The sequence below is a fragment of the Nocardia mikamii NBRC 108933 genome (assembly GCF_001613505.1).
GTDB classification, from domain to species: domain Bacteria; phylum Actinomycetota; class Actinomycetes; order Mycobacteriales; family Mycobacteriaceae; genus Nocardia; species Nocardia mikamii.
In genome coordinates, this window is the sequence record NZ_BDCM01000014.1 from 429316 (window position 1) to 453097 (window position 23782).

Annotated in this window: 25 protein-coding genes; 8 read left to right on the forward strand and 17 right to left on the reverse strand. The window is 68.7% G+C overall.

Annotated features, from left to right (window positions below):
• Window positions 1–5: 5 nt before the first annotated feature.
• The 3 genes from NMI01S_RS23555 to NMI01S_RS23565 form a co-directional block, all read right to left on the reverse strand.
• Window positions 6–404, reverse strand: a complete 399-nt coding sequence (locus tag NMI01S_RS23555) for a hypothetical protein (RefSeq protein ID WP_036499762.1) — start codon at window positions 402–404, stop codon at window positions 6–8.
• 8 nt (window positions 405–412) lie between these two features.
• Entirely contained in the window at window positions 413–1201 is a 789-nt protein-coding gene (locus NMI01S_RS23560) for an isoprenyl transferase (RefSeq protein WP_439956294.1), read from the reverse strand.
• Between the two features lie 80 nt (window positions 1202–1281).
• Window positions 1282–2100, reverse strand: coding sequence for an SAM-dependent methyltransferase (locus tag NMI01S_RS23565; RefSeq protein WP_063000515.1), 819 nt, complete (start codon window positions 2098–2100; stop codon window positions 1282–1284).
• Between the two features lie 155 nt (window positions 2101–2255).
• Between NMI01S_RS23565 and NMI01S_RS23570 the strand changes: the two genes are divergently transcribed.
• Entirely contained in the window at window positions 2256–3131 is an 876-nt protein-coding gene (locus NMI01S_RS23570) for an LLM class F420-dependent oxidoreductase (RefSeq protein WP_063000517.1), read from the forward strand.
• 9 nt (window positions 3132–3140) lie between these two features.
• Here NMI01S_RS23570 and recO read toward each other — a convergent pair whose 3' ends face one another.
• The 8 genes from recO to NMI01S_RS23610 form a co-directional block, all read right to left on the reverse strand.
• Entirely contained in the window at window positions 3141–3914 is a 774-nt protein-coding gene (recO, locus tag NMI01S_RS23575) for a DNA repair protein RecO (protein ID WP_063001025.1), read from the reverse strand.
• Window positions 3915–4063: 149 nt separating this feature from the next.
• Complete coding sequence (locus NMI01S_RS23580) at window positions 4064–4477, reverse strand: hypothetical protein (RefSeq protein WP_104394168.1); 414 nt, start codon at window positions 4475–4477, stop codon at window positions 4064–4066.
• Between the two features lie 312 nt (window positions 4478–4789).
• Window positions 4790–5710, reverse strand: a complete 921-nt coding sequence (gene era / locus NMI01S_RS23585; protein WP_063000521.1) for a GTPase Era — start codon at window positions 5708–5710, stop codon at window positions 4790–4792.
• Window positions 5707–6087, reverse strand: a complete 381-nt coding sequence (locus tag NMI01S_RS35585) for a cytidine deaminase-like protein (protein ID WP_063920844.1) — start codon at window positions 6085–6087, stop codon at window positions 5707–5709. Before NMI01S_RS35585 ends, era begins: the two co-directional genes overlap by 4 nt.
• Window positions 6074–7432: a hemolysin family protein gene (locus NMI01S_RS23595; RefSeq protein WP_063000525.1), complete on the reverse strand. Its 1359-nt coding sequence runs from the start codon at window positions 7430–7432 to the stop codon at window positions 6074–6076. The genes NMI01S_RS35585 and NMI01S_RS23595 overlap by 14 nt, the downstream gene beginning before the upstream one ends.
• A 145-nt stretch (window positions 7433–7577) precedes the next feature.
• A complete protein-coding gene (gene ybeY, locus NMI01S_RS23600) occupies window positions 7578–8132 on the reverse strand; it encodes an rRNA maturation RNase YbeY (RefSeq protein ID WP_030512859.1) in 555 nt (184 codons plus the stop codon).
• A gap of 114 nt (window positions 8133–8246) precedes the next feature.
• Window positions 8247–9323 (reverse strand): PhoH family protein, encoded by a 1077-nt coding sequence (locus NMI01S_RS23605; RefSeq protein WP_063001027.1) that lies wholly within the window; start codon window positions 9321–9323, stop codon window positions 8247–8249.
• Window positions 9324–9518: 195 nt separating this feature from the next.
• Window positions 9519–10415, reverse strand: coding sequence for a LysR family transcriptional regulator (locus tag NMI01S_RS23610; protein WP_063000528.1), 897 nt, complete (start codon window positions 10413–10415; stop codon window positions 9519–9521).
• Window positions 10416–10516: 101 nt separating this feature from the next.
• Here NMI01S_RS23610 and NMI01S_RS23615 point away from each other — a divergent pair, with 101 nt between their 5' ends.
• Window positions 10517–11797 carry an MFS transporter gene (locus NMI01S_RS23615; protein ID WP_063000531.1) on the forward strand — a complete coding sequence of 427 codons (1281 nt, stop codon included), beginning with the start codon at window positions 10517–10519 and terminating at the stop codon, window positions 11795–11797.
• 50 nt (window positions 11798–11847) lie between these two features.
• Here NMI01S_RS23615 and NMI01S_RS23620 read toward each other — a convergent pair whose 3' ends face one another.
• From NMI01S_RS23620 to NMI01S_RS23645, 6 genes are all read right to left on the reverse strand, one after another.
• Window positions 11848–12588 (reverse strand): 16S rRNA (uracil(1498)-N(3))-methyltransferase, encoded by a 741-nt coding sequence (locus NMI01S_RS23620; protein WP_063000533.1) that lies wholly within the window; start codon window positions 12586–12588, stop codon window positions 11848–11850.
• A gap of 7 nt (window positions 12589–12595) precedes the next feature.
• Window positions 12596–13744: a molecular chaperone DnaJ gene (gene dnaJ, locus NMI01S_RS23625; protein WP_036499695.1), complete on the reverse strand. Its 1149-nt coding sequence runs from the start codon at window positions 13742–13744 to the stop codon at window positions 12596–12598.
• Between the two features lie 130 nt (window positions 13745–13874).
• Complete coding sequence (gene hrcA / locus NMI01S_RS23630; RefSeq protein WP_063001029.1) at window positions 13875–14906, reverse strand: heat-inducible transcriptional repressor HrcA; 1032 nt, start codon at window positions 14904–14906, stop codon at window positions 13875–13877.
• 233 nt (window positions 14907–15139) lie between these two features.
• The gene (locus NMI01S_RS23635; protein WP_063000536.1) at window positions 15140–15349 is read right to left on the reverse strand and encodes a hypothetical protein; all 210 of its coding nucleotides are present in this window, start codon (window positions 15347–15349) and stop codon (window positions 15140–15142) included.
• A 198-nt stretch (window positions 15350–15547) separates the two neighbouring features.
• The gene (gene hemW, locus NMI01S_RS23640) at window positions 15548–16750 is read right to left on the reverse strand and encodes a radical SAM family heme chaperone HemW (RefSeq protein ID WP_084513193.1); all 1203 of its coding nucleotides are present in this window, start codon (window positions 16748–16750) and stop codon (window positions 15548–15550) included.
• A gap of 45 nt (window positions 16751–16795) precedes the next feature.
• Window positions 16796–17605, reverse strand: coding sequence for an AraC family transcriptional regulator (locus NMI01S_RS23645; RefSeq protein ID WP_084513194.1), 810 nt, complete (start codon window positions 17603–17605; stop codon window positions 16796–16798).
• 54 nt (window positions 17606–17659) lie between these two features.
• Between NMI01S_RS23645 and NMI01S_RS23650 the strand changes: the two genes are divergently transcribed.
• The 6 genes from NMI01S_RS23650 to NMI01S_RS23670 all read left to right on the forward strand — a co-directional run bounded on the left by NMI01S_RS23650 (window position 17660) and on the right by NMI01S_RS23670 (window position 23763).
• Entirely contained in the window at window positions 17660–18724 is a 1065-nt protein-coding gene (locus tag NMI01S_RS23650) for a zinc-binding dehydrogenase (protein WP_084513226.1), read from the forward strand.
• 105 nt (window positions 18725–18829) lie between these two features.
• A complete protein-coding gene (locus NMI01S_RS36435) occupies window positions 18830–18922 on the forward strand; it encodes an Ms4527A family Cys-rich leader peptide (protein ID WP_368854180.1) in 93 nt (30 codons plus the stop codon).
• 132 nt (window positions 18923–19054) lie between these two features.
• Entirely contained in the window at window positions 19055–20833 is a 1779-nt protein-coding gene (locus NMI01S_RS23655) for a nitrite/sulfite reductase (RefSeq protein WP_063000539.1), read from the forward strand.
• Between the two features lie 13 nt (window positions 20834–20846).
• On the forward strand, window positions 20847–21563 hold the full coding sequence (locus NMI01S_RS23660) for a phosphoadenylyl-sulfate reductase (protein WP_063000541.1): 717 nt from the start codon (window positions 20847–20849) through the stop codon (window positions 21561–21563).
• Window positions 21542–22474: a sulfate adenylyltransferase subunit CysD gene (gene cysD, locus NMI01S_RS23665; RefSeq protein ID WP_157126323.1), complete on the forward strand. Its 933-nt coding sequence runs from the start codon at window positions 21542–21544 to the stop codon at window positions 22472–22474. The genes NMI01S_RS23660 and cysD overlap by 22 nt, the downstream gene beginning before the upstream one ends.
• The gene (locus NMI01S_RS23670; RefSeq protein WP_063000545.1) at window positions 22474–23763 is read left to right on the forward strand and encodes a sulfate adenylyltransferase subunit 1; all 1290 of its coding nucleotides are present in this window, start codon (window positions 22474–22476) and stop codon (window positions 23761–23763) included. Before cysD ends, NMI01S_RS23670 begins: the two co-directional genes overlap by 1 nt.
• The last annotated feature ends 19 nt before the right edge of the window (window positions 23764–23782 follow it).

Consider the following 23782-nt stretch of genomic DNA (forward strand, 5'->3'; position numbering starts at 1 on the left):
GCCGGTCAGGGCACCAGACCCTGGCGGGCGCGGCCCGCACCGGACAGGACGAGCAGCAGCATCGTCGCCAGGGCGTCGTCGTCGAGGCCGGCCGCCGGGAAGGTGTAGCGCAGCAGGACGTCGGCGAGCTTCTCGTGGGCGATGATCGTCAGCGAGCCGAACTGCAGGGCGTTGTTGCGATCGGCGACGCGCTTGTGCAGTTGTGGCTTCAAGGGGCGATCCCAGGCGAGCACGCAGGTCAGCGTGAGGACATCCAGCCCCGGCGCCAGCGTGACGCCGCGCAGGGAGCACAGCGCGCCCTCGTATTCGAAGCCGAGGGCGTCACCGTCCTCCTCCCGCACGGCGATATCGCATCGACGCAGGCAGGCGGCGGCTTGGGCCTGCAGTTCCCGGGCGACGGTCAGATCGTTGCTCACTTCACGCCACCGAACCGGCGATCGCGCTTGGCGTACTCCACACAGGCCTCCCACAGGTCGCGACGGTCGAAATCGGGGAACAAGGTGTGCTGGAAGACGAACTCCGCATAGGCGGACTGCCAGATCAGGAAGTTCGAACTGCGCAGCTCACCGGAGGGGCGCAGAAACAGGTCCACATCCGGCATATCCGGTTCGTCGAGATACTTCGCGAAGGTCGATTCGGTGACCTTCTCCGGATCCAGCTGCCCGGCCGCCACCGCCCGCGCGATGTCCCGTGCCGCGTCGGCGATTTCGGCGCGGCCACCGTAGTTGACGCACATGGTCAGCGTCATCACGGTGTTGTCCTTGGTGAGCTCCTCGGCGATCTCCAATTCCTTGATCACGCTGCGCCACAAGCGCGGTCGCCGGCCCGCCCAGCGCACCCGCACGCCCATCTCGTGCATCTCGTCGCGGCGGCGCCGGATCACGTCGCGGTTGAAGCCCATCAGGAATTTGACCTCGTCCGGGCTGCGCCGCCAGTTCTCGGTCGAAAAGGCATAGGCGGAAAGCCATTTCACGCCGATCTCGATACAACCCTCGACGGTGTCCATCAGCACCGCCTCGCCGCGCTCATGCCCGGCGGTGCGCGGCAGCCCCCGATCCTGGGCCCACCGGCCGTTGCCGTCCATCACCAGCGCCACATGCCTGGGCACGAATTCCGGCGGCAGCGCGGGCGGGGTGGCGCCCGACGGGTGCGGTGACGGCGGACGAATCGTGCGGGTGGTCTGGGAGCGGTTACCGATCACGCCACCTATCCTGCATCACCGCGCGCCGCTCGTGACCGGTGCCGTGGGATTTCCCCGCCGACCTGCGCCCGCGCATCCGCTCAGGGCTTGACGCCGACCGCGGCCCAGACGCCGAACGCCTCGTCGGCCCACGCGAGCCGCTCCTCCGGGATGTAGAAGTCCGGATTCGGGTGCCAGCGGTGCATCGGGACCACGCCGGGCTCGACGATCTCCAGCCCGTCGAAGAAGCGGGTGACCTCGGCCTTGTTGCGCAGGGCGACCTTCATCCCGGCCTGGGCGTAGACCGCTGCCACCTTCGCGAGCCGTTGCGGATTCACATCGCTGGAGGCGTGGGTGATGCTGAGGTACGACCCGGGCGCGAACGCGTCCATATAGCTGCGCACGATGTCGTAGGCGCCCTCTTCGTCGGTGACGAAATGCATGATCGCGGCCAGGTTGAGCGCCACCGGCTGGGACAGATCGATCACCGCGCGGAACGGCTCCGAGCCGAGGATCACGTCCGGATCGCGCACATCCGAGGGAATGTATTCGGTACGCCCCTCCTCCGAACCGATCATCAGCGCGCGGGCATGGGCCAGCACCAGCGGGTCGTGGTCGACGTACACCACGCGGCAATGCGGATCGACGGCCTGCACGGCGTTGTGCAGATTCGGTTCGGTCGGAATTCCGGTGCCGATGTCGAGAAACTGCCGCACGCCGTGACGCGCCGCGAAACGTGCCGCCCGATGGACGAATTCGCGATTGGCCCGCGCGGCCTGCGCGGTCTCCGGAAACGCCTCCATCACCTTCGACGCGGCCTCGCGATCGGCCGGATAATTATCCTTGCCGCCGAGGTAGTAGTCGTACATCCGCGCCGAATGCGCCTTCTCCGTATCGAACTCGACCAGCTCGTGGGACATCGAAGCTTTCTCCGTAAGGTTGGTGGCACCTTCAAGTGAAATTACCCCGTCCGAGCCGCGCACAGGGCCCGCATTCCCGGAAACCTCTTGACCTGGAGTGCGCTCCAGGGCATAGCGTTCTCCCCGGGAAGTCAGTCACTGACGAGGAGAACTCCATGGAGCTCGGATTTCACATTCCTATCTTCGATATCGACGGCGGCACCCCCGCGATCGCGGGAGAGCTGGCGCGTGTGGGGCAGGCCGCGGAGGCGGCGGGCGCCACCTGGTTGTCGTTCATGGATCACTACTTCCAGATCGAGCCGACCGGGCTACCGGCCGAGGCGAATATGCTGGAGGGATACACCACGCTGGGATACCTTGCGGCACATACCACCTCGATCGATCTCGGACTGCTGGTCACCGGCGTGACCTACCGGCATCCGGGTCTGCTCGCCAAGATCGTCACCACCCTCGACGTGCTGTCGGGCGGGCGGGCCACGCTGGGGATCGGGGCCGCGTGGTTCGAGCGCGAGCACCGCGGGCTCGGGGTCGAGTTCCCGCCGCTGGCCGAGCGGTTCGAGCGGCTGGAGGAGACGCTGCGGATCTGCGCGCAGATGTGGGATCCGCGCGACAACGGGCCGTTCGAGGGCAAGTACTACCAGCTGGCCGAGACGCTGTGCTCACCGCAGCCGATCCATCGCCCGAACGTGCTGATCGGCGGCGGCGGCGAGAAGAAGACGCTGCGGCTGGTCGCACAGTACGGCGACGCCTGCAATCTGTTCGGCACCTCGCCGGAGGATGTCGCCCACAAACTGGACGTGCTGCGCCGCCACTGCGACGACGTCGGTCGCGATTTCGACACCATCCGCACCACGATCATGGCCAACAACCCGCGCCCGAATCCGGACGTTCGCGACGAATTCGTCCGCAGCATGGCCGATTACGCGAAACTGGGCATCGACGCGGTGCTGATCACCCCGACCACGGGCTCACCCGCCGCGTGGATCGAGGGCATGGCGCCGGCGGTCCCGCAGCTCGCCGACCTCGGGTAGCCGGCCGGTCTATCCCACCCGCGACGCCGGCGACTCCGCCGCCTCGTGCGGACGAGAGCGCTCGATCAACGGCAACGTCCGCAACTGCCGTTCCAGATGCCATTGCAGATGGGCGGCGGTGAGCCCGCTGGCCTGGCGGCGGACGGACTCGGCCACCACGTCGAGTCCGGTCCAGTCCCCGCGATTGAGCGCACTCATCAATTCCAGGACCCCGACCGCGGGCGTGGCCGAGCCGGGCGGGCGGCAGTGCACGCAGACCGCACCCCCGGCGGCCACGTGGAAGGCGCGGTGCGGGCCGGGGGTGGCACACCGGGCACACTCGTCGAGAGCGGGCGCCCAGCCCGCGAAACCCATGGCGCGCAACAGGAACGCGTCGAGGATCAGTTCGTGCGGGCGCCTACCGGCGGCGATCGCGCGCAGGGCGCCGGCGGTCAGGGTGTGCAGGCGGGGCGCGGGGGCGCGCTCCTCACCGGCGAGACGTTCGGCGGTTTCCAGCACCGCGCAGGCGGTGGTGTAGCGACCGTAGTCGGCGACGATATCGGCGGCGAACGCCTCCACCGTGGACACCTGCGTCACGGTGTCGAGGTTGCGTCCGGGATACAGCTGCACATCGATATAGGCGAACGGTTCCAGCCGCGCGCCGAATTTCGACCGGGTGCGGCGCACCCCCTTCGCCACCGCCCGCACCAGCCCGTGCTGACGGGTGAGCAGCGTGACGATGCGATCGGCCTCCCCCAGCTTGTGCTGGCGCAGCACAATCGCCTGGTCCCGATACAACAACACGTTCACAGTCTCCCACGCCACCCCGACGTGCCCGCGTCCCCACGCCACTCGGCCCCCGGCCGGGCGACACGTGCCGCGCCCGGCCGACGTAGCCGCCACCGATTCGCCGGGCATCCGTCCCGCTCGGATGCGCCGGGCCGTCGTGGCCTCTACACGCTGCGCGGCAGGCCCTCCGCATACAGCTGCGCGATGCGCGGTGCGTGAATTGTGCGCAGCAGCAACGTGGTCCAGCCGGTGCGGATCGGGTCGATCGCGCCGCGGTCGGCCTCGACGAGCATGCGTTCGGGCCCCTGCAGTTCCATGGTGACGGCCGGGTGCCCCAGCCAGACGTCGACCAACGCCTCCCGATTTCCCCAGATGACCAGGCGTTTTCTGCTCATCCCGATGGTTCCGCCGACGATATTCTCCCAACTGGAAGAACCGTAGTGCAGTGGTGTCCGATAATTGCGTCTGGCCAGCGATCCACTCACCGGGCCGAATACGACGATCCCTTCCGATTCCAGATCCGAACGCACTTGTGGCGGCAGCTCTTTCGAGCCGAACGCCCGGGACATCCACTTCACGCCAGGATCGTAGGCCCGTCTCACAATGTGCGTGCGCACACAGTTCGCGCGCTCCTGCGGAAACACCGGAATCGCACATCACAATTCGACTACGGCCAACTGCGAATCCGATATGAGCGGGTGACCAGATCGGCGCGGCGTCGCGGGAGCGCCCGCGAGACGGAGATCACAGACCATGGCGCCGGAAAGAGACCAGGGGTTCGAGCGAACCCGCCGAGGCCGAGCAGACCGACCGCCGGGTCGCGGCCGGAAAACGCCTGCCGCCGATGCGGGCGGCCGGAGCAGCGGCCCGCTCCGTGGCGGGAGCCCCGATCAGAAGCCCAGCTTGCGCAGCTGCTTGGGATCGCGCTGCCAGTCCTTGGCGACCTTCACGTGCAGATGCAGATAGATGCGGGTGCCCAGGATGTGCTCGATCTGCTTGCGCGCCGCAGTGCCGACCTCCTTGAGCCGGGCGCCGCGTCTGCCGATGATGATCGCCTTCTGACTCGGCCGCTCCACGTACAGCAGGGCGTGCACGTCGAGCATGCCCTCGTGTTCCTCGCGCGGCATGATCTCCTCGATCACCACCGCCAGCGAATGCGGCAGCTCGTCGCGCACCCCCTCCAGCGCCGCCTCGCGGATGAGCTCGGCCATGAGGGTTTCCTCGGGCTCGTCGGTCAGCTCACCGTCGGGATAGAACGCCGGGCCCTCCGGCATCTTGGACGCGATCACATCGACCAGCAGTTCGACCTGTTCGCCCTTGGCCGCCGAGACCGGAACCACCTCGGCCTCGGGACCCAGCAGTTGCGAGACCGCGAGCAGTTGCTCGGCGACCTGCGGCTTGTCCACCTTGTCGATCTTGGTGACCACGCCGATCAGGGTCGTCTTCGGCGCCATCTGCTTGACCTGCTGCACGATCCAGCGGTCACCCGGTCCGATCTTCTCGTCGGCCGGGATGCACAGCGCGATCACGTCGACCTCGGAGTAGGTGTCGCGCACCAGATCGTTGAGGCGCTGCCCCAGCAGCGTGCGCGGCCGGTGCAGTCCCGGAGTGTCGACCAGGATCAGCTGCGCGTGGTCGCGATGCACGATGCCGCGGATGGTGTGGCGGGTGGTCTGCGGCCGCGAGGACGTGATCGCGATCTTCTGGCCGACCATGGCATTGGTCAGCGTGGATTTACCCGTATTGGGCCGGCCGACGAAACAGACGAAGCCGGAACGGAATTCGCCCTCGCCGGGCTGCTGGACGCTCATCGCGCCGTCTCGGTTCCGGCATCGACGGTGCGGTAGGTCGCACCCTTGCGATCGGTGACGATGACCGCGGCCGACGCGCTCACCTCCCGCACCGCGGCCACGCCCGGATCGGCATCCTGCCCGCCGACCAGCACCGCCGCCTCGAACCCCTCCGCACCGCTGGAGATCGCGGCCGCCACCGCCGCCTGCAGCGCCGACAGCGACAACGCGTTCAGGTCCACCGCGCCGGCGGCGTAGGTGCGGCCGTCGGTATCGCGGATCGCCGCGCCCGCCACCCCGCCGGTGCGTCCCATCGCACCGCGGGCCAGCACCAGCAGTTTGCCGTCCTCGGCACTCAATTCGGTGGTGTTCAATTCGGCGGTTTCACCCTCGGTCATCGCCATCTCCGTTCTCGTATCTCGACGTCTCTTCCCGCCCCCGACGGTCGCCGCGCACCGCCTCCGCGAGCGCGCCCGACAGGTCGCCCGGCTCCCCCGCCCGGCGCGCGACGACGGTGTGCACGCGCACCCGCCCTCTGGCATCGGCGCCGCCTTCCCCCTGTAGCAGCAGCCCGTGCGCGACCACCTCCGATCCCGGCAGCGGCACCCGGCCCAGCGTGTGGGCCAGCATGCCGCCGACGGTGTCGACGTCCTCCTCCTCGATCTCCAGGCCGAACAACTCGCCCAGATCCTCGACCGGCAGCCGGGTGGAGACGCGGTAAACCCCCTCGCCCAGCTCCTCCACCGGCGCGATCTCGTCGGTGTCGTATTCGTCGGCGATCTCGCCGACGATCTCCTCGAGGACGTCCTCGATGGTGACCAGCCCGGCGATGCCGCCGTATTCGTCCACCAGCAACGCCATGTGATTGCGGCGACGCTGCATCTCGTCCAGCAGAGCGTCGAGCGGTTTCGAATCGGGCACGAACACGGCCGGCCGCATCACCGCCCGCACCTGCACACTGCGGCCCCGATCCGCATACGGCACAAGATCTTTCAGATAGACCACGCCGAGGATGTCGTCGACGTTCTCGCCTACCACGGGAATGCGCGAATGCCCGGACCGCACGGCCAGCGACATCGCCTGCGCCACCGTCTTGTCCGCCTCGATCCACACCATCTCGGTGCGCGGCACCATCACCGCCCGGGCCGCGGTGTCGCCGAGTTCGAACACCGACTGGATCATGCGGCGTTCCTCGGAATCGACCACACCGCTCTGCTGCGCCATGTCGACGATCTCGCGCAGTTCCACTTCGGAAGCGAAGGGGCCGTTGCGAAATCCGCGACCAGGGGTGATGGCGTTACCGATCATGATCAGCAACCGGCTCACCGGGCCGAGCAGCGCCCCGATCGCCTGCAGCGGCAGCGCGGCCGCCAGCGAGATCGAATACGCGTGCTGGCGGCCCAGCGTGCGCGGGCCGACACCGATGACGACATAGTCGATCACGACCATGATCACCGCCGTCACGGCCAGCGCCCACCCCCAGCTGAGCACCTCGCTCAGCGCGGCGGCCAGCAGGACCGTCGCCGCGATCTCACAAGCCAGCCGCAGCAACACCATGAGGTTCACATAGCGCGGCCGGTCGATCGTGATCCGGGCCAGGCGGCGGGCGCCCGGACGGTCGGCGCGGACCAGATCGTCGACCCGCGCCGGTGAGACCGTCATCAACGCGGAATCGATCGCCGCGAAGACACCGCCGACCGGCACCAGCAGAATCGCCAGCAGCAGTGGGATCAGCCAGTTCACGCTCTGCCCTCGGCCGCATGAGCTCGGGCCTGCGTGGTGACGCTGCGCTGCCGCCTCCGGCCCTGACCGCTCATGCTGTATTCGATGGCCGCATGAGCTCGGGCCTGCGTGGTGACGCTGCGCTGCCGCCTCCGGCCCTGACCGCTCATGCGGGGTCCAGGGGGTCGCCCGGGGCGGTGAATCCGGTCTTACCCAGCAGGCGGCGGTCGCGCTCGGCCAGTTCGGCGCGGCGGGCGGCCTCGCGCAGGCTCTCGTACCATTCGGCGAGCAGACGGTTCTGCAGGCCGAACATCACCTTCTCCTCTTCCGGCTCGGCGTGGTCGTAGCCGAGCAGATGCAGCACTCCGTGGACGGTGAGCAGCGCCAGCTCGTGGTCGAGGGAATGGCCGGCCTTACCGGCTTGGGCGGCGGCGAATTCCGGGCAGAGCACGATGTCGCCGAGCATCGAGGGGCCCGGTTCGGCGCCGTCGGGGCGGCCACCGGGCTCGAGTTCGTCCATCGGGAACGACATCACATCGGTGGGCCCGGGCAGATCCATCCACCGCATGTGCAGGTCGGCCATGGTATCGAGATCGACGAGCACCATCGACAATTCGGCTGCCGGATGCACGTCCATCCGTTCGATCGCGAACCGCGCGACGCTGACCAGATCCGGTTCCGATACGTCGATGCCCGACTCGTTGGCGATCTCGATACTCACCCTGCCAGCCTAATGGGGGCCGCGCGGGGGCTCACCACCACATCAGCGGCGAGCCGCTGCGGTCACTCAGCGGCGAGCCGGTCGAGCTACTCAGCGGCGAGCCGCTCGAGCTACTCAGCGGCGAGCCGCCTTGTCGGCCGCGCGGCGCTGGGCGCGGTTGCCGCCCGGGTAGTGCCGCGCCACCTGCGGGCGGGCATCGGACTCGTAGCGGTCGTAGGCGTCGACGATCTCCGAGACCAGCCGGTGGCGCACCACATCGCTGGAGGTGAGCTCCGCGAAATGGATGTCGTCGATATCGGTGAGGATGTCGCTGACCACCCGCAGTCCGGACCTGGTCCCGCCGGGCAGGTCGACCTGGGTGACGTCGCCGGTGACGACGATCTTCGAGCCGAAGCCGAGCCGGGTCAGAAACATCTTCATCTGTTCCGGCGTGGTGTTCTGTGCCTCGTCCAGGATGATGAACGAATCGTTGAGGCTGCGGCCGCGCATGTACGCCAGCGGGGCGACCTCGATCACGCCGGAGGCCATCAGCTTCGGAATCGCCTCGGGGTCCATCATGTCGTGCAGGGCATCGTAGAGCGGGCGCAGATACGGGTCGATCTTCTCGTTCAGCGTGCCCGGCAGGAAACCCAGCCGCTCCCCTGCCTCCACCGCCGGACGGGTGAGGATGATGCGGGTGACCTGCTTGCTCTGCAGCGCCTGCACGGCCTTGGCGACCGCCAGATACGTCTTACCGGTACCGGCCGGCCCGATGCCGAAGACGATGGTGTGCTCATCGATGGCGTCGACGTAGCGCTTCTGGTTCAGCGTCTTCGGGCGGATCGTCTTTCCGCGCCGGGCGATGATGTCCAGACTCAGCACCTCGGCCGGAGAATCGGAGGACCCCTCGGTCAGCATGGAGACCGTATGCCGGACCGCTTCCGGGGTGACGACGCGATTGTGCGCCGTCAACGCCACGAGCTGCTCGACCACCCGCTCGGCCAGCGCCACATCGGCGGCCTTACCGGTGAGGGTGACCGAATTCCCGCGCACGTGGATGTCGGCGTCGAGGAGACCTTCGAGTTCACGCAGGTTCGCGTCGGCGGAACCGAGGAATCCGAACACGGACTCGGGGGCCAGTTCGATGCTGGAACGCACCGTCCGGGCCGCTGGACCCGAACCGTTACCATTGCCGGGGGCACCGGCTCCGATGCCGGTCGTGGGTGTTGTCGGGTCGCCGATATCGCCTGATGTTCGCAAAAGGGGCTATGGCCTGCTTTCCGGTCTCGAACGGATCCTCTCCTGTTCTCAAAGTCTATCGCGCGGCACCGACACCGCCCACTTATTTGATCTCCAGCCCCAGCTCAGGGCCGCTCACCCGGAAGATGAGCAGTCGTCATCGCCCGTTCACCGACCGCTGCGGTGCGCCCATTCGACGGCGAAGTCGCGGAAGGTGCGCACCGCCTCGCCGGGCACCGCGTCGGCCGACCAGATCAGCCCGACCGCGCGGGCGGCGCCCGGATCCGACAGCGGAACCAGCACCGGCCCGGGCTGCGGGCCCCGCACCGCGGGTTCCTCCAACGGCAGCAACGCCACGCCGAGTCCTGCCGCCACCAGACCCGAAACGGTCACCAGATCACTGGATTCCAGTGCGATCCGCGGGCGGAAATCCGCTGCGGCACAAAGCTCGTCGAGAATTCTGCGCATCCCGTAACCGGTCGGCATGGCGATGAATTCGGCCTCGGCGGCCTCTGCCAGCCGGATCTGCCGCCGTCCCGCCAGCCGGTGGTCGACCGGCACTCCCAGCGCGAGGCGCTGCCGGAACAGCGTGCGCCAGCCCAGTCCCGGCAGCGCGGGTTCGGGCGAGGTCAGGCCCAGATCCGCCGTGCCGGCGAGGACCTCGGCGGCCACCACGTTCGCGGGCCCCTGGTCGAGCCGGAACGTGATCCGCCCCGACACCCGCCGGAAACCGGCGATCAACTCCGGCACCACCCGGCCGCCGAAGGAATGGACGAACGCCAGCCGCACCGACCCCCGCGCCGGATTCGCCAGATCCGCGAGTGCCCGGCCCGCGGCGTCCAGTTCGGCTTGGGCGCGGCGGGCGTGTTCGTAGAAGATGCGCCCGGATTCGTTGAGCGTCAGCCGCTTACCGTGCCGGTCGAACAATCGCGTGCCGAGCCGCTGTTCGAGCCGGGCGAGCATGCGCGACAGCGTGGGCTGGGCCAGATGCAGCCGGTCGGCCGCCGCGCCCACGCGCTCGAGTTCGGCGAGGGTCAGAAACCAGTGCCAATCGTCACTCGCCATCGGAAGGCTCCCCGCGCTCAGCTCGCCTAATGCGGCAATTGCATCAACTTACCGATCATTATGCATTTCCTTTTCCAGCCGTGCGGAGCCACGGTGGAGGAATGACCAGCGCGACCGTGACCACCGCTCCCACCCGGACGGCCGAGGACGCGCGCCGCGAACGACGGATCACCCTCGCCCTCTTCGCGGCCGGACTCACCACCTTCGGTTCGATGTACAGCGCGCAGGCACTGCTGCCGAGCCTGTCGGCGGCCTTCGGCGCGACGCCCGCGCACGCCGCACTGGCGGTCTCGCTGACGACCGGACTGCTGGCGGTGGCGATCGTCCCGGTGAGCGTGCTGTCGGGGCGGTTCGGGCGCACCCGCGTGATGATCGCGTCCGCGGTGGCGACCAGCGTCATCGGCCTGTTGCTGCCGTTCAGCCCGAATCTGGACGTGATGCTGGCAGGGCGGGCGGTTCAGGGCATCGCCGTCGCCGGCGTCCCCGCGGTGGCGATGGCCTATCTCGCCGAGGAGATCGGTTCGGCCGGACTGGGCGCGGCGATGGGCATCTACGTCTCGGGCACCACCATCGGCGGTCTGGCCGGCCGGCTGATCCCGGCCTTCACCCTGGAGGTGGCGTCCTGGCGTTGGGGCGCAACGATTTTCGCGGTGGGCGCCGCGCTGTGCACGGTGTGGTTCGTGCGGATGCTGCCGCCCTCGCGCTACTTCGTCGCACGGCCTCTCGGCGTCGGTGCCCTGCTGGGCGATCTCGCCGCACATCTGCGCGACCGCGCGCTGCTGCCGCTGTTCGGGCTGGCCTTCCTGCTGATGGGCGGATTCGTGTCGGTGTACAACTTCCTCGGCTACCGGCTCATCCAGTCACCGTTCGGTTTGTCCGCGGCCACGGCGGGGGCGGTGTTCCTGATGTATCTGTCCGGCACGGTCTCGTCCACCGCGGCGGGCCGGCTGGCCGATCGGCGCGGCCGGTTCCCGGTCGTGGCGATCTCCCTCGCCACCATGGCAGTCGGGCTGCTCCTGACCATTCCCGACCATCTGGCGATTCTGCTGCCGGGTCTGCTGTTGTTCACCGCGGGCTTCTTCGGTGCGCATTCCGTGGCCAGCGCCTGGGTGGGAGCCACCGCGCACGGCAACCGCGCGGCGGCGTCGTCGCTGTACCTGTTCGCCTATTACGTCGGCAGTTCCGTGGTCGGCGCGCTCGCGGGACTGGCCTACGGCTGGCACGGCTGGGCCGGACTCGCGCTGTACGTGGGCGTGCTGATCATCGTCGCGGCGGGACTGGTGGCCGCCCTCGGATTCCGGCTGCGATCCGAAAGCGCCCGGTCACGCCTTCCGGCCGGCGCATCCGAGGCCGCCCCTGCCGGTCTCGACGGCCGCGCCTGACGACCACGCCGCAGCACCCGGGGACCGCAGATGCCGGACGGATCCGGGACCTACCAGCGCGGAGTCAGAACCCCCACCGCACCGAGCGCGACCGCCGCGGCTGTGGAGGTGCGCAACACCGTGGGCCCCAGGAGCGCGACCGTGGCCCCCGCCGCGGTGAGCGCATCCAGCTCCGACTCGTCGAGACCGCCTTCGGGGCCCACGATCAACACGATCGGCGCGGTCTGCGGGAACGGCAGCTCGGCGAATCGCGCCGCCGCGGATTCGTGCAGTGCGATCGCCAGGCCGTTGTCCGCGACGGTTGTCCGGACCAACTCCACGACATCCGCGGTCCGGTGCAGCTCGGTCACCTCGGGGATGTAGGCCCGCCGCGACTGCCGGGCCGCCGCCCGGGCCGCCGCCCGCCATTTGTCGACCCCCTTGCGCGCCTTGGCTTCCCAGTTCGCGACACACCGCGCGGCCTGCCACGGCACGATCACGTCGGCGCCCGCCTCGGTCATCAATTCGACCGCGAGTTCGGAGCGATCCGATTTGGGCAGCGCCTGCACCACCGTCACCGCGGGCGACACGGGCGGGGCGACCACCCGGTCGAGCACCTTCAGGTCCAGTCGATCCCGTGCGCTGGCCACGACCTCGGATTCGGCGAGCAGTCCCGCACCGTCGGAGAGCGTGATCGGCTCGCCGGCCCGGATGCGGCGCACGGTCGCGGCGTGCCGTCCCTCGGGACCGTCGAGCACCGCGATCGCGCCGACCGGCGGTATGTCGTCGAGGTAGAAAACCGTTGCGGCCACGGCGTTTTCAGCGACCGCTGAACGAGGCGCGCAACCGCGCGAACAATCCGCTGTTGTGTTCGGACTGGGCCGAGAGCACCTCGGTGTGTTCGCCGTTGCGCATCGCCTGATACTTGCGCAGCAGATCGAACTGCTTGTTGTCCAGTTTGGTGGGGATCACGATGTCCAGGTGCGCGACCAGATCGCCGCGCGAGCTGGAGCGCAGCTTCGGCATGCCGTGGGCGCGCAGCACCGACACCTCGCCCGGCTGGGTGCCCGGCGGAATGGTCAGTTCGGTGGGCCCGTCCAGGATGGTGTCGATGACGACCGTGGTGCCGAGTGCGGCATCGACCATCGGCACCCGGATCGTGCAGTGCAGATCGTCGCCGTCGCGGACGAAGGTGTCGTGCGGCTGCTCCACGATCTCGACGTAGAGGTCGCCGGCCGGTCCGCCGCCGGGGCCGATCTCGCCCTGCGCGGCCAGCCGCACCCGCATGCCGTTGGCCACACCGGCCGGAATCGGCGCGGCGATCTCGCGGCGGGCACGCACCCGGCCGTCACCACCGCATTTGCGGCAGGGATCGGGGATGGTCTCGCCGGTACCGCGGCAGGTCGGGCACGGCCGGGACGTCATGACCTGTCCCAGGAAAGAGCGTTGCACGGTCTGCACCTCGCCCGCGCCGCCACAGGTCTCGCAGCGCACCGGCTTGGAATTGCCGTTGGTGCCCGAGCCCTGACACAGATCGCAGAGCACCGCGGTGTCGACGGTGAGGTGTTTGGTGACGCCGACCGCGCATTCGGCCAGCGACAGCCGGGTCCGCAGCAGCGAATCCGCGCCCGGTTGCACCCGTCCGCGCGGTTTGCGCGAACTGGTCGCGTTCATACCGCCGAAGAAGGCCTCGAACACATCGCCCAGACCCCCGAAGCCGGCGCCGGAGAAGCCACCGCCCGCGCCCGCCGATTCCATCGGGTCGCCGCCCATGTCGACGATGCGGCGCTTCTCGGAGTCGGTGAGGACCTCGTAGGCGGTGGATACCTCGCGGAACCGCTCCTGCGCGTCGGGATCCGGGTTGACGTCGGGGTGCAGTTCCCGGGCCAGCTTGCGGTAGGCGCGTTTGATCTCCTGGTCGGACGCATTGCGCCCGACGCCGAGGATTCCGTAGTAGTCCCGTGCCACTTGAGTCTCTAGTCCTGTTCCGAATGGGTGTCGTCCAGCATCCCTGCTCACAGCCGATGCTGCCATGTTCACTGTGGCCGACCGGCGAACGCGTTGCCGACCGGCGCGGATCCCGGTTACCGGGGCGGGCTCATCGTTCCGCGAGCACCTCACCGATATAACGGGCGACCGCGGCGACCGAGGCGATCGTGCCGGGGTAGTCCATCCGGGTCGGGCCGACCACTCCCATACCTCCCAGCACGGTACCCGGCATACCGTACCCGGTGGATACCACGGAGGTACCGCGCATCTGCTCGACCCGAGTCTCCTCGCCGATCTGCACCGTCACCGTGCCGGGCTGCTGCGCGGCGGCCAGCAGCTTCAACACCACCACCTGCTCCTCGAGCGCCTCGAGTACGGCACGCAGCGAGCCCGGGAAGCCGAAATCGCCGGCGTTGCGGGTGAGGTTGGCCGTGCCGCCCAGCACCAGCCGCTCCTCCGGATGTTCCACCAGGGTTTCGACCAGTACGGTCGACACCCGGATCAGCACATCGCGCAGCCGGGCGGGTGCGTTCTCCGGCAACGCCGCGACGGCGCTCGAGGCAGCGGACAGACGCTTACCGTCCATCGCCTTGCCGAGCATGCCGCGCAGGGCCGCGAGATCCTCGTCGTCGATCACCGCCCCCAGGTCGACGAGCCGCTGATCGACCCGCCCGGTGTCGGTGATCACGACCAGCAGCAGCCGGGCCGGATTGAGGGCCACGACCTCCAGGTGGCGCACCGTCGACGCCGAGACCGTGGGGTACTGCACCATCGCGACCTGCCGGGTCAGCTGCGCCAGCAACCGCACCCCGCGGCGCAGGACGTCGTCGAGGTCCACGCCGCTTTCGAGGAACTCCATGATCGCGCGGCGCTCGGCATTCGACAGCGGCTTGACTTCGGCGATGTTGTCCACGAACTGGCGATAGCCCTTGTCGGTCGGGATGCGACCGGAGCTCGTGTGCGGCTGGGTGATGTAGCCCTCGGCCTCGAGCACTGCCATATCGTTGCGCACGGTGGCGCTGGAGACACCCAGATTGTGCTTGTCCACCAGCGTTTTCGACCCGATCGGCTCCTTGGTCGCGATGTAGTCCGCGACGATCGCGCGCAGGACCTCCAGCCGCCGCTTCTCGGTGCTCGACATCGGCCCCACCTCCTCGCTCGCCTTCGGGGTCCACACGGCCGCACACGGGCAGCATCGACCACGCGGATTCCCGGTTGATCCGACACCAGTTTAGTTCCTGTGCGGACGAGTTCCCGCGTGTGAGGTCGCACAGTGATACCGGACCGGCGCCGGCTACCCGGTCGCGCAGTGGAACGGGGTGGAATCACCGGAGGCGCGGGCGACGACGTCCGATCGTCGCCCGATGCGCGAACTCAGTCCGATTCGCCGACGAGTTTGCCTGCCGCCGCATCCAATCCGAGCATCGTCAGCAGCGCCTGGCAGTCGTCGACTCCGGTCGAATGACTGGCCACCGCCCGCGCGGCGAGCGCGCCGCGCCGTGCGGCCTCGGCTTTCTCCGCGGCACGCGTTTCGGCGAACTCGCTCTGCTCGTGGACAAGTGTGATGTGGCGTGCCTGTGACATGGATCTCCTCAAGTTGTCTCGAACCCTACGCTGTCCGGGCCCGCGTCCGGGCGGCAGCGCCGAATTCGGGGCGAAATCGGCCGATCCACCGGATCGCTGCCAGGTGGCGGGTTGCTCCTCGCGCAGGCGGCGAACGGCTCTTTCGATCCAGGTCTCGAAGTGCGCGGCCAGATTTCGGCTCGCCGCCGGGGGCGACTGTCAGCTCAGCAGATCGCGGACGACTCCGTCGGCGAGCAGGCGCCCTCGATCGGTCAAGACGAGCCGATCACCGCTCACCCGGGCCCATCCCTCGGCGACCACACTCTCGAGTGCCGCACGCCCATCGGCATCCAATTCCTCGACCGGTAGCCCGGACCGCAACCGCACGCGCAGCATCACCCGCTCGGTGTACTGCTCGGCGTCGGTCAGCGCCTCCCATCCGGCGGCGGGTAGTCCGGTGCCGGACGCGATGCGCTCGGCGTAGCGGCCCGGATGCTTCACGTTCCACCAGCGCACCCCACCGAGGTGGCTGTGCGCGCCGGGGCCGGCGCCGAGCCAGTCGCCGCCGTCCCAGTAGCCGAGGTTGTGCCGGCAGCGGGCGGAAGGTGTTGTGGCCCAGTTGGATACCTCGTACCAGTCGAAGCCGGCGGCGCTGAGGCGGGCGTCTATGCGTTCGTAGCGGGCGGCGAGGGTGTCTTCGTCGGGTGCGGGGAGTTCGCCGCGGCGGACCTTGCGGGCCATGGCGGTGCCGTCCTCGACGATCAGGGAGTAGGCGGAGACGTGGTCGACCCCGGCGGAGAGGACCGCGTCGAGGCTGGCGTCGAGGTCGGCATCGGATTCGCCGGGCGTGCCGTAGATCAGGTCGAGATTGACGTGGTCGAAACCGGCGGCTCGCGCCTCGCGAGCGGCGGCCCCGGCGCGGCCGGGCGTGTGGGTGCGGTCCAGGATGCGCAGGACGTGGCTCGCGGCCGATTGCATACCGAGCGAGACGCGGGTGTAGCCGGCGGCCCGGATCTGGTCGAAGAACCGCGGTGAGGTGGACTCCGGATTGGATTCCGTGGTCACCTCCGCGTCGGCGGCGAGGGAGAATTCGGCGCGGATGGCGGCGAGGACGGCGGCCAGGCCGTCACCGCCCAGTAGCGACGGGGTGCCGCCGCCGACGAACACCGTCGAGACCGGCGGTTGCGCGCTGGGCAATTCCGCGAAAGCCGCTGCCGCCGTGGTCAATTCCCCGCGCAGCGCCGCGAGCCACGACTCCGGCGAGGCGCTGGAACCCAGCTCGCCCGCCGTGTAGGTGTTGAAATCGCAGTAGCCGCAGCGCGTCGCGCAGAACGGGACGTGCACGTAGATCCCGAACGGCCCGCCGCCGAAATCGCGCAGCGTCGGCGCGTCGGTGGTCTGTTCGGGGGCGGATGCGGTCACCCCACCAGTGTGCCCGGTGCGGTGCAGTGACCGGCGGCACACCGGCTAGTCGACCGCCTCCGGCGCCGGTTGCCCGTGATGGGTCCGATGCGAGCGGGCGTATCTGCCGGGGGTGGTGCCGACGATCTCGGTGAACGCCGCGATGAAACCGCTGGGGTTCGCCCACCCGCAGGTGTGCGCGGCATATGTCGCGTCGTGGCCCTCGGCGAGCAGCACCAGAGCGTGCGAGATGCGCAGCTGGGTGCGCCATTCGTAGAAGGTCATGCCGAGCTCGTCGTGGAACAGCCGGCTCAGCGTGCGCGCACCCGCGCCGACCGCCCGCCCGAGTTCTGCCAGCGCGGTGGTGTCGGCGGGGTTGTCGTACAGGATCCGCGCGACGGCCTGCAATCGGTCGTCGCGGGGTTGCGGCAGTTGCAGCGGACGCTCGCGGGCTTCCCGGAGTTCGTCGACGAGAACGCGGTGCAGCCGGGCGCGCGCACCGCGGTCGTGGTCGCGAGGCCCGGTGAGACTGAGGACGACCTCGCGGGCCAGATCGGTGGCCTCGAATACCGCGGGGCGATCCGGGAGCAGCCGGGCCGGCGCCGCGGAGAGGAAGACGATCCGCATGTCGGTGCGTCCGTGCGCGCGGTGTTGATGTGTGAATCCGGCTGGGGTCCAGCCGATCCGGTTGGCCGGCACGATCGACGTCGCGCGATCGGTGTGCACCGAGAGCACACCGCGGGCGGCGTACACCAGATGTCCGCGCGCATGGGCGTGGACCGAACTCGACGCTCCCGAAGCCCACTGGTGAACGCCCCCGGACGGCCACAGACGCGACGTCGGCCCCGTCTCGGCGGCGTGGCGGCGAACGGGCATAACGTGGCATTCTATCGGTGGTCGGCCGGCCTCGCAGTCCACGACAGTGAACGCATGAGCGAGACGACGATGCGTGCGGTGGTCTGTGTGCGGGCGGGCGGACCGGAGGTGCTGGAGATCGGAGAGCGCCCGATTCCACAGGTCAGGCCGGGGTGGAGCCTGGTGCGGGTGCGCGGGGCGGGGGTGAACCGCTCGGAACTGCGGACCCGGCAGGGCCATTCCCCGGCGGTCGAGTTCCCGCGCGTACTCGGTATCGAATGCGTGGGCGACGTGGTGGCCTCGACCGATCCCGGCCTGCCGGAGGGGACGACGGTCGCGGCGGTGATGGGCGGGATGGGACGCGAATTCGACGGCGGGTACGCGGAATTCGCGTTGCTGCCGAACGCGCTGCTGATGCCGATCCGCACCACATTGCCGTGGCACGTACTGGCCGCACTGCCCGAAACGTATATGACGGCCCATGGCGCGCTGGCGACCTCGGGTGTCCTGTCCGCGCGGCGGCAGCGCGCGGCGCGGCTGCTGATTCGCGGCGGAACCTCGTCGGTGGGCATGGCCGCGATCTCCCTCGCGGCCGCCGAGGGTATCGAGACCGCGACCACGACCCGGCAGCCCGCGAAGGTGCCGGCGCTGATCGCGGCGGGCGCCGATCACGTCCTGACCGACGACGGCGGATCTCTGGCCGAGGCCGTGCGCGCGATCTGGGCCGAGGGCCCCGACTACGTCCTGGATCTGGTCGGGGCGCGCACGGTAGTGGATTCGCTTCGTCTGGTTCGCCGCGGCGGCACGGTCTGTGTGGCGGGTTCGCTCAGCGGGTGGTTGATCCCGGACTTCGAGCCGATCGCGATGATCCCGTCCGGAACCGGGCTCACCGCCTTCCACAGCGACGACTGCGCGGGCAGCACGGCCGTGCTGCAGCGCATCGTCGACAGCGTCGAAGCGGGTGTTCTGCGTCCGAATATCGACCGGGTTGTCGCGCTGGACGACATCGCCGAGGCCCACCGCCGGATGGAGAACGACGAGGCGACCGGGAAGCTCGTCGTGCTGCCTCGACCGACCCGCTCGGCGCCCCCGCGAACGGACCCGCCGGTATGGCAACCGGCGAATCCGCTTGATCTATGACGCATCTCACAAATTAGGACGGCCGTCCAGGGAATTTCCCGCTTTTTTGCGGAGAATATGACCCACCCGTCGGAAAGACCCATCTGACATGGCACAATAACTTTCATGACCGGACTTGGAGTACGACTCGTGGCGCGCCGCCATGTCGACTTCAAGCGTGTCTGCAGTGCCAGTTGTCTGCCGGATCGCCTCCGGTAGCTCGGCCTCCCCTTTCCCGGTTCCCGGCATCCGTCGCGATGCCCATCGGCCCGATTCGCTGAACACCGAAGGCGCGAGCCAGCCCCTCCCGCCTGCCGCAAGGCCTGATCCATCTTCTTCAGGAGCGACCCTATGACGTCGAGTACCGACGCCGGTCCCACCCCCGAGTCCGTTCGCGCCGATCGTGAACGCCTCGCCCGCGAGCGTCGTGCCCGGCCCCGTCCGGAGGCCTCCGGGCCGCGCGAACGCACCGGCAAACCGGTCCGCCGCAAGTCCGAGGGCCAGTGGGCCCTCGGGTACCGGGAGCCGTTGAACGCGAACGAGCAGAGCAAGAAGGACGACAATCCGCTCAACGTCCGCGCGCGCATCGAGAACATCTACGCCAAGGGCGGATTCGACTCGATCGACAAGAGCGATCTGCGCGGCCGCTTCCGCTGGTGGGGCCTGTACACCCAGCGTGAGCAGGGCTACGACGGCACCTGGACCGGTGACGAGAACATCGATCTGCTCGAAGCCAAGTACTTCATGATGCGCATCCGCTGTGACGGTGGCGCGCTGAACGTCGAGCAGGTACGCACCCTCGGCCAGATCTCCACCGAGTTCGCCCGCGACACCGCCGATCTGTCCGATCGCGAGAACTTGCAGTACCACTGGATCGAGATCGAGAACGTCCCGGAGATCTGGCGGCGTATCGAGGCGGTCGGGTTGCAGACCACCGAGGCATGCGGCGACTGCCCGCGTGTGGTGCTCGGTTCCCCGCTGGCCGGTGAGTCGCCGAACGAGATCATCGACGGCACCTGGGCGGTCGAGGAGATCACCCGCCGCTACATCGGCAAGAAGGAGTACTCGAACCTTCCCCGGAAGTTCAAGACCGCGATCTCCGGCCAGCAGGATGTGGTTCACGAGATCAATGACGTGGCCTTCATCGGCGTCGAACACCCCGAGCACGGCCCCGGTTTCGACCTGTGGGTCGGCGGCGGCCTGTCCACCAACCCGATGCTCGCGCAGCGGGTCGGCGCGTGGGTGCCGCTCGAGGAGGTGCCGGATGTGTGGGAGGCGGTCGTCTCGCTGTTCCGCGACTACGGCTACCGCCGCCTGCGGACCAAGGCGCGGTTGAAGTTCCTCATCAAGGACTGGGGCGTCGAGAAATTCCGAGAAGTTCTCGAAACCAAGTACCTGCAGCGCAAGCTCATCGACGGCCCGGCGCCGGAGAAGCCCACCCGTCCCATCGATCATGTGGGTGTGCAGAAGCTGCGCAACGGGCTCAACGCGATCGGTTTCTCCCCCATCGCGGGCCGTGTCTCGGGGACGATCCTGACCAAGGTCGCCGACGCGGTCGAGCGGATCGGCGCCGATCGGATCCGGTTCACCCCGTACCAGAAGCTCGTGGTACTCGATGTTCCCGACGACAAGGTAGACGAACTGATCAGCGAGCTGGAGCCGCTCGGACTTCAGGCCCGCCCGTCCGTGTGGCGGCGAAACCTGCTGGCCTGCAGCGGTATCGAGTTCTGCAAGTTGTCGTTCGTGGAGACCCGCAAGCGTTCGCAGGTGCTCGCGCCCGAACTCGAGCAGCGCCTGGCCGACATCAACGCGCAACTCGAGGTTCCGGTCACGATCAACATCAACGGCTGCCCCAACTCCTGCGGCCGCTCGCAGATCGCGGATATCGGCTTCAAAGGCCAGCTCGTCGACGACGGCAACGGGAATCAGGTCGAGGGCTACCAGGTTCATCTGGGCGGCACGCTCGGGCTCGATGCCGCCTTCGGCCGCAAGCTGCGCCAGCACAAGGTGACCAGCGAGGAGCTCGGCGACTACATCGAGCGTGTCGTCCGCAATTTCGTCAAGAACCGCAACGGCGGTGAGCGGTTCGCGCAATGGGCTGTCCGCGCCGACGAGGCCGACCTTCGGTAACGGGAGATTCAGTATGGCAACCACATTGGACAAGCTGAGCGAAGCCGAGCTGCGCAGGATCGCCGAGGACGGCGCGGCGCGGCTGGGCCCGGACGCCTCGGCGACCGAGCTGCTGCAGTGGACCGAGGACACGTTCGGTTCGGGCTACATCGTCGCCTCGAACATGCAGGACGCGGTCCTGGTGCAGCTGGCCGCGCAGGTGCGGCCCGGCGTCGACATCCTGTTCCTCGACACCGGCTACCACTTCGCCGAAACCATCGGCACCCGGGACGCGGTCGAGACCGTGTACGGCGTGAATATCGTGAACGTGCGGCCCGAACACACTGTCGCCGAACAGGATCGGTTGCTCGGCAAGGATCTGTTCGCCCGCGACGCCGGTGAATGCTGCCGGCTGCGCAAGGTGGTGCCGCTGAAGAAATCGCTGGCTCCCTACAACGCGTGGGTGACCGGCATCCGGCGCGTGGAGGCACCGACCCGGGCCAACGCCCCCCTGATCTCCTTCGACGAGGGCTTCGGCCTGGTGAAGATCAACCCGATCGCCGCCTGGTCCGACGACGAGATGGCCGCGTACATCGACCAGCACGGCATTCTCGTCAACCCTCTCGTCGAGGAGGGATATCCGTCCATCGGTTGCGCTCCGTGCACGCGGAAGCCGGAACCGGGATCCGATCCGCGAAGCGGCCGTTGGGCCGGCCTCGCCAAGACCGAATGCGGGTTGCACGCCTCATGACTTCCACGGTGACCGATACACAATTCGATACCCTCGCCGCCCTCGAGAGCGAAGCCATCCACATTTTCCGTGAGGTGGCGGGCGAATTCGAGCGGCCGGTGATCCTGTTCTCCGGCGGTAAGGACTCCACGGTCCTGCTGCATCTGGCGCTCAAGGCATTCTGGCCCGCGCCGCTGCCGTTCTCGCTGCTGCATGTGGACACCGGCCACAACCTCGACGAGGTGCTGGCCTTCCGCGACCACGTGGTCGAGAAGTACGGGCTGCGGCTGCACGTCGCCAGCGTCGAGGAGTACCTCGCCGACGGCCGGCTCACCGAGCGGCCCGACGGTATCCGCAACCCGCTGCAGACCGTGCCGCTGCTGGACGCCATCGCGGAGAATCGCTTCGACGCGGTCTTCGGTGGCGGCCGGCGCGACGAGGAGCGTTCGCGGGCCAAGGAGCGGATCTTCTCGCTGCGCGACGCGTTCGGCCGCTGGGACCCGAAGCGGCAGCGCCCGGAACTGTGGAACCTGTACAACGGCCGGCACGCGCCCGGTGAGCACGTGCGGGTGTTCCCGCTGAGCAACTGGACCGAACTCGACATCTGGCGCTACATCGCGCGTGAGAACGTCGAACTCGCGACCATCTACTACGCGCACGAGCGGCCCGTGTACCAGCGCGACGGCATGTGGATGACCCCCGGTTCCTGGGGTGGTCCGCGCGAGGGTGAGGAGCTGGTCGTCAAGTCGGTGCGCTACCGCACCGTCGGTGACGGATCCACCACCGGCGCAATACTTTCCGATGCCGCGACCAACGACGACATCCTCGCCGAGGTCGCCGCGTCGCGACTCACCGAACGTGGCGCGACCCGCGGCGACGACCGCGTCTCCGAGGCCGCCATGGAAGACCGCAAGCGAGAGGGTTATTTCTGATGTCCGACCTACTGAGACTGGCCACCGCCGGCAGTGTCGACGACGGCAAGTCCACACTGGTCGGACGCCTGCTCTACGACACGAAATCGGTGCTGGCCGACCAGATCGACGCCGTCACCCGGGCCTCGGTCGACAAGGGTCTGGCCACTCCCGATCTCTCGCTGCTGGTCGACGGGCTGCGCGCCGAACGCGAACAGGGCATCACGATCGATGTGGCCTACCGGTACTTCGCGACGCCGAAGCGGTCCTTCGTGCTCGCCGACACCCCGGGCCACGTGCAGTACACCCGCAATACCGTGTCCGGCGCGTCGACGGCGCAGCTGGTGATTCTGCTGGTCGACGCCCGTAAGGGGGTCATCGAGCAGACCCGGCGCCATGCCGCGGTGATGGCGCTGCTGGGTGTGCCGAAGCTGGTGCTGGCGGTGAACAAGATCGATCTGGTGGACGATGCCGAGGCGGTGTTCCAGCAGATCGTGGCCGAGTTCACCGAGCTGACGAGCACACTCGGCTGGGCCGCCGAGGACGTGGTGGAGATTCCGGTGTCGGCGCTGCACGGCGACAACATCGCGTCGCGGTCGGAGAAAACCCCGTTCTACGACGGCCCCTCGCTGATCGAGCACCTGGAGTCGGTGCCGGTCGATGCCGACAGCACCGGCCGCCATCAGGTGGGGCTGCGCTTCCCCGTCCAGTACGTGATCCGTCCGCGAACGGCGGAGTATCCGGACTATCGCGGCTATGCGGGACAGGTCGCCGCGGGCGTGGTGTCCAAGGGCGACGAGGTCGTGGTGCTGCCCTCCGGCATCCGGACCACGGTCGACCGCATCGACACCGCCGACGGCGAACTGCCCTCCGCCCAGCCGGGTCGCAGTGTGACCCTGCTGCTCACCGACGAGGTCGACATCTCGCGCGGCGACACCATCGTCGCGGCCGCCGACGCACCCGAACCGATCGATTCGTTCGACGCGACCGTCTGCTGGCTCGGTGACAAGCCGCTGCGGCCGGGCGCCCGCCTGCTGCTCAAGCACGGCACCCGGACCACGCAGGCCATCGTCGGCGCGCTGATCGAGCGGTTCGACGAGCAGAACCTGGCCGCCGATCCGAATCCGGAATCGCTGGCGCTCAACGATATCGGCCGCATCTCGGTGCGCGTCGCGGAGCCGATCGCGGCCGACGACTACCGGGTCAACCGCTACACCGGCAGCTTCCTGCTCATCGACCCGGCGGGCGGTAACACCCTGGCCGCCGGCCTGGTGGGCGACGTGCTGACCTCGGTCGAGGTCGGTAACTGAGATGAGTTCGGCCGGTGGG

Excerpts from the sequence above, each read along its gene's own strand:
- NMI01S_RS23655 (WP_063000539.1), top strand. The coding sequence starts at position 19,055 with ATGACGTCGAGTACCGACGCCGGTCCCACCCCCGAGTCCGTTCGCGCC.
- NMI01S_RS35585 (WP_063920844.1), bottom strand. The coding sequence starts at position 6,087 with ATGACCGAGGGTGAAACCGCCGAATTGAACACCACCGAATTGAGTGCC.
- NMI01S_RS23610 (WP_063000528.1), bottom strand. The coding sequence starts at position 10,415 with ATGGCGAGTGACGATTGGCACTGGTTTCTGACCCTCGCCGAACTCGAG.
- NMI01S_RS23670 (WP_063000545.1), top strand. The coding sequence starts at position 22,474 with ATGTCCGACCTACTGAGACTGGCCACCGCCGGCAGTGTCGACGACGGC.
- NMI01S_RS23615 (WP_063000531.1), top strand. The coding sequence starts at position 10,517 with ATGACCAGCGCGACCGTGACCACCGCTCCCACCCGGACGGCCGAGGAC.
- NMI01S_RS23565 (WP_063000515.1), bottom strand. The coding sequence starts at position 2,100 with ATGTCCCACGAGCTGGTCGAGTTCGATACGGAGAAGGCGCATTCGGCG.
- era (WP_063000521.1), bottom strand. The coding sequence starts at position 5,710 with ATGAGCGTCCAGCAGCCCGGCGAGGGCGAATTCCGTTCCGGCTTCGTC.
- hrcA (WP_063001029.1), bottom strand. The coding sequence starts at position 14,906 with ATGTCGAGCACCGAGAAGCGGCGGCTGGAGGTCCTGCGCGCGATCGTC.
- NMI01S_RS23645 (WP_084513194.1), bottom strand. The coding sequence starts at position 17,605 with ATGCCCGTTCGCCGCCACGCCGCCGAGACGGGGCCGACGTCGCGTCTG.
- cysD (WP_157126323.1), top strand. The coding sequence starts at position 21,542 with ATGCGGGTTGCACGCCTCATGACTTCCACGGTGACCGATACACAATTC.
- NMI01S_RS23660 (WP_063000541.1), top strand. The coding sequence starts at position 20,847 with ATGGCAACCACATTGGACAAGCTGAGCGAAGCCGAGCTGCGCAGGATC.
- NMI01S_RS23635 (WP_063000536.1), bottom strand. The coding sequence starts at position 15,349 with ATGTCACAGGCACGCCACATCACACTTGTCCACGAGCAGAGCGAGTTC.
- NMI01S_RS23570 (WP_063000517.1), top strand. The coding sequence starts at position 2,256 with ATGGAGCTCGGATTTCACATTCCTATCTTCGATATCGACGGCGGCACC.
- NMI01S_RS36435 (WP_368854180.1), top strand. The coding sequence starts at position 18,830 with ATGACCGGACTTGGAGTACGACTCGTGGCGCGCCGCCATGTCGACTTC.
- NMI01S_RS23650 (WP_084513226.1), top strand. The coding sequence starts at position 17,660 with ATGAGCGAGACGACGATGCGTGCGGTGGTCTGTGTGCGGGCGGGCGGA.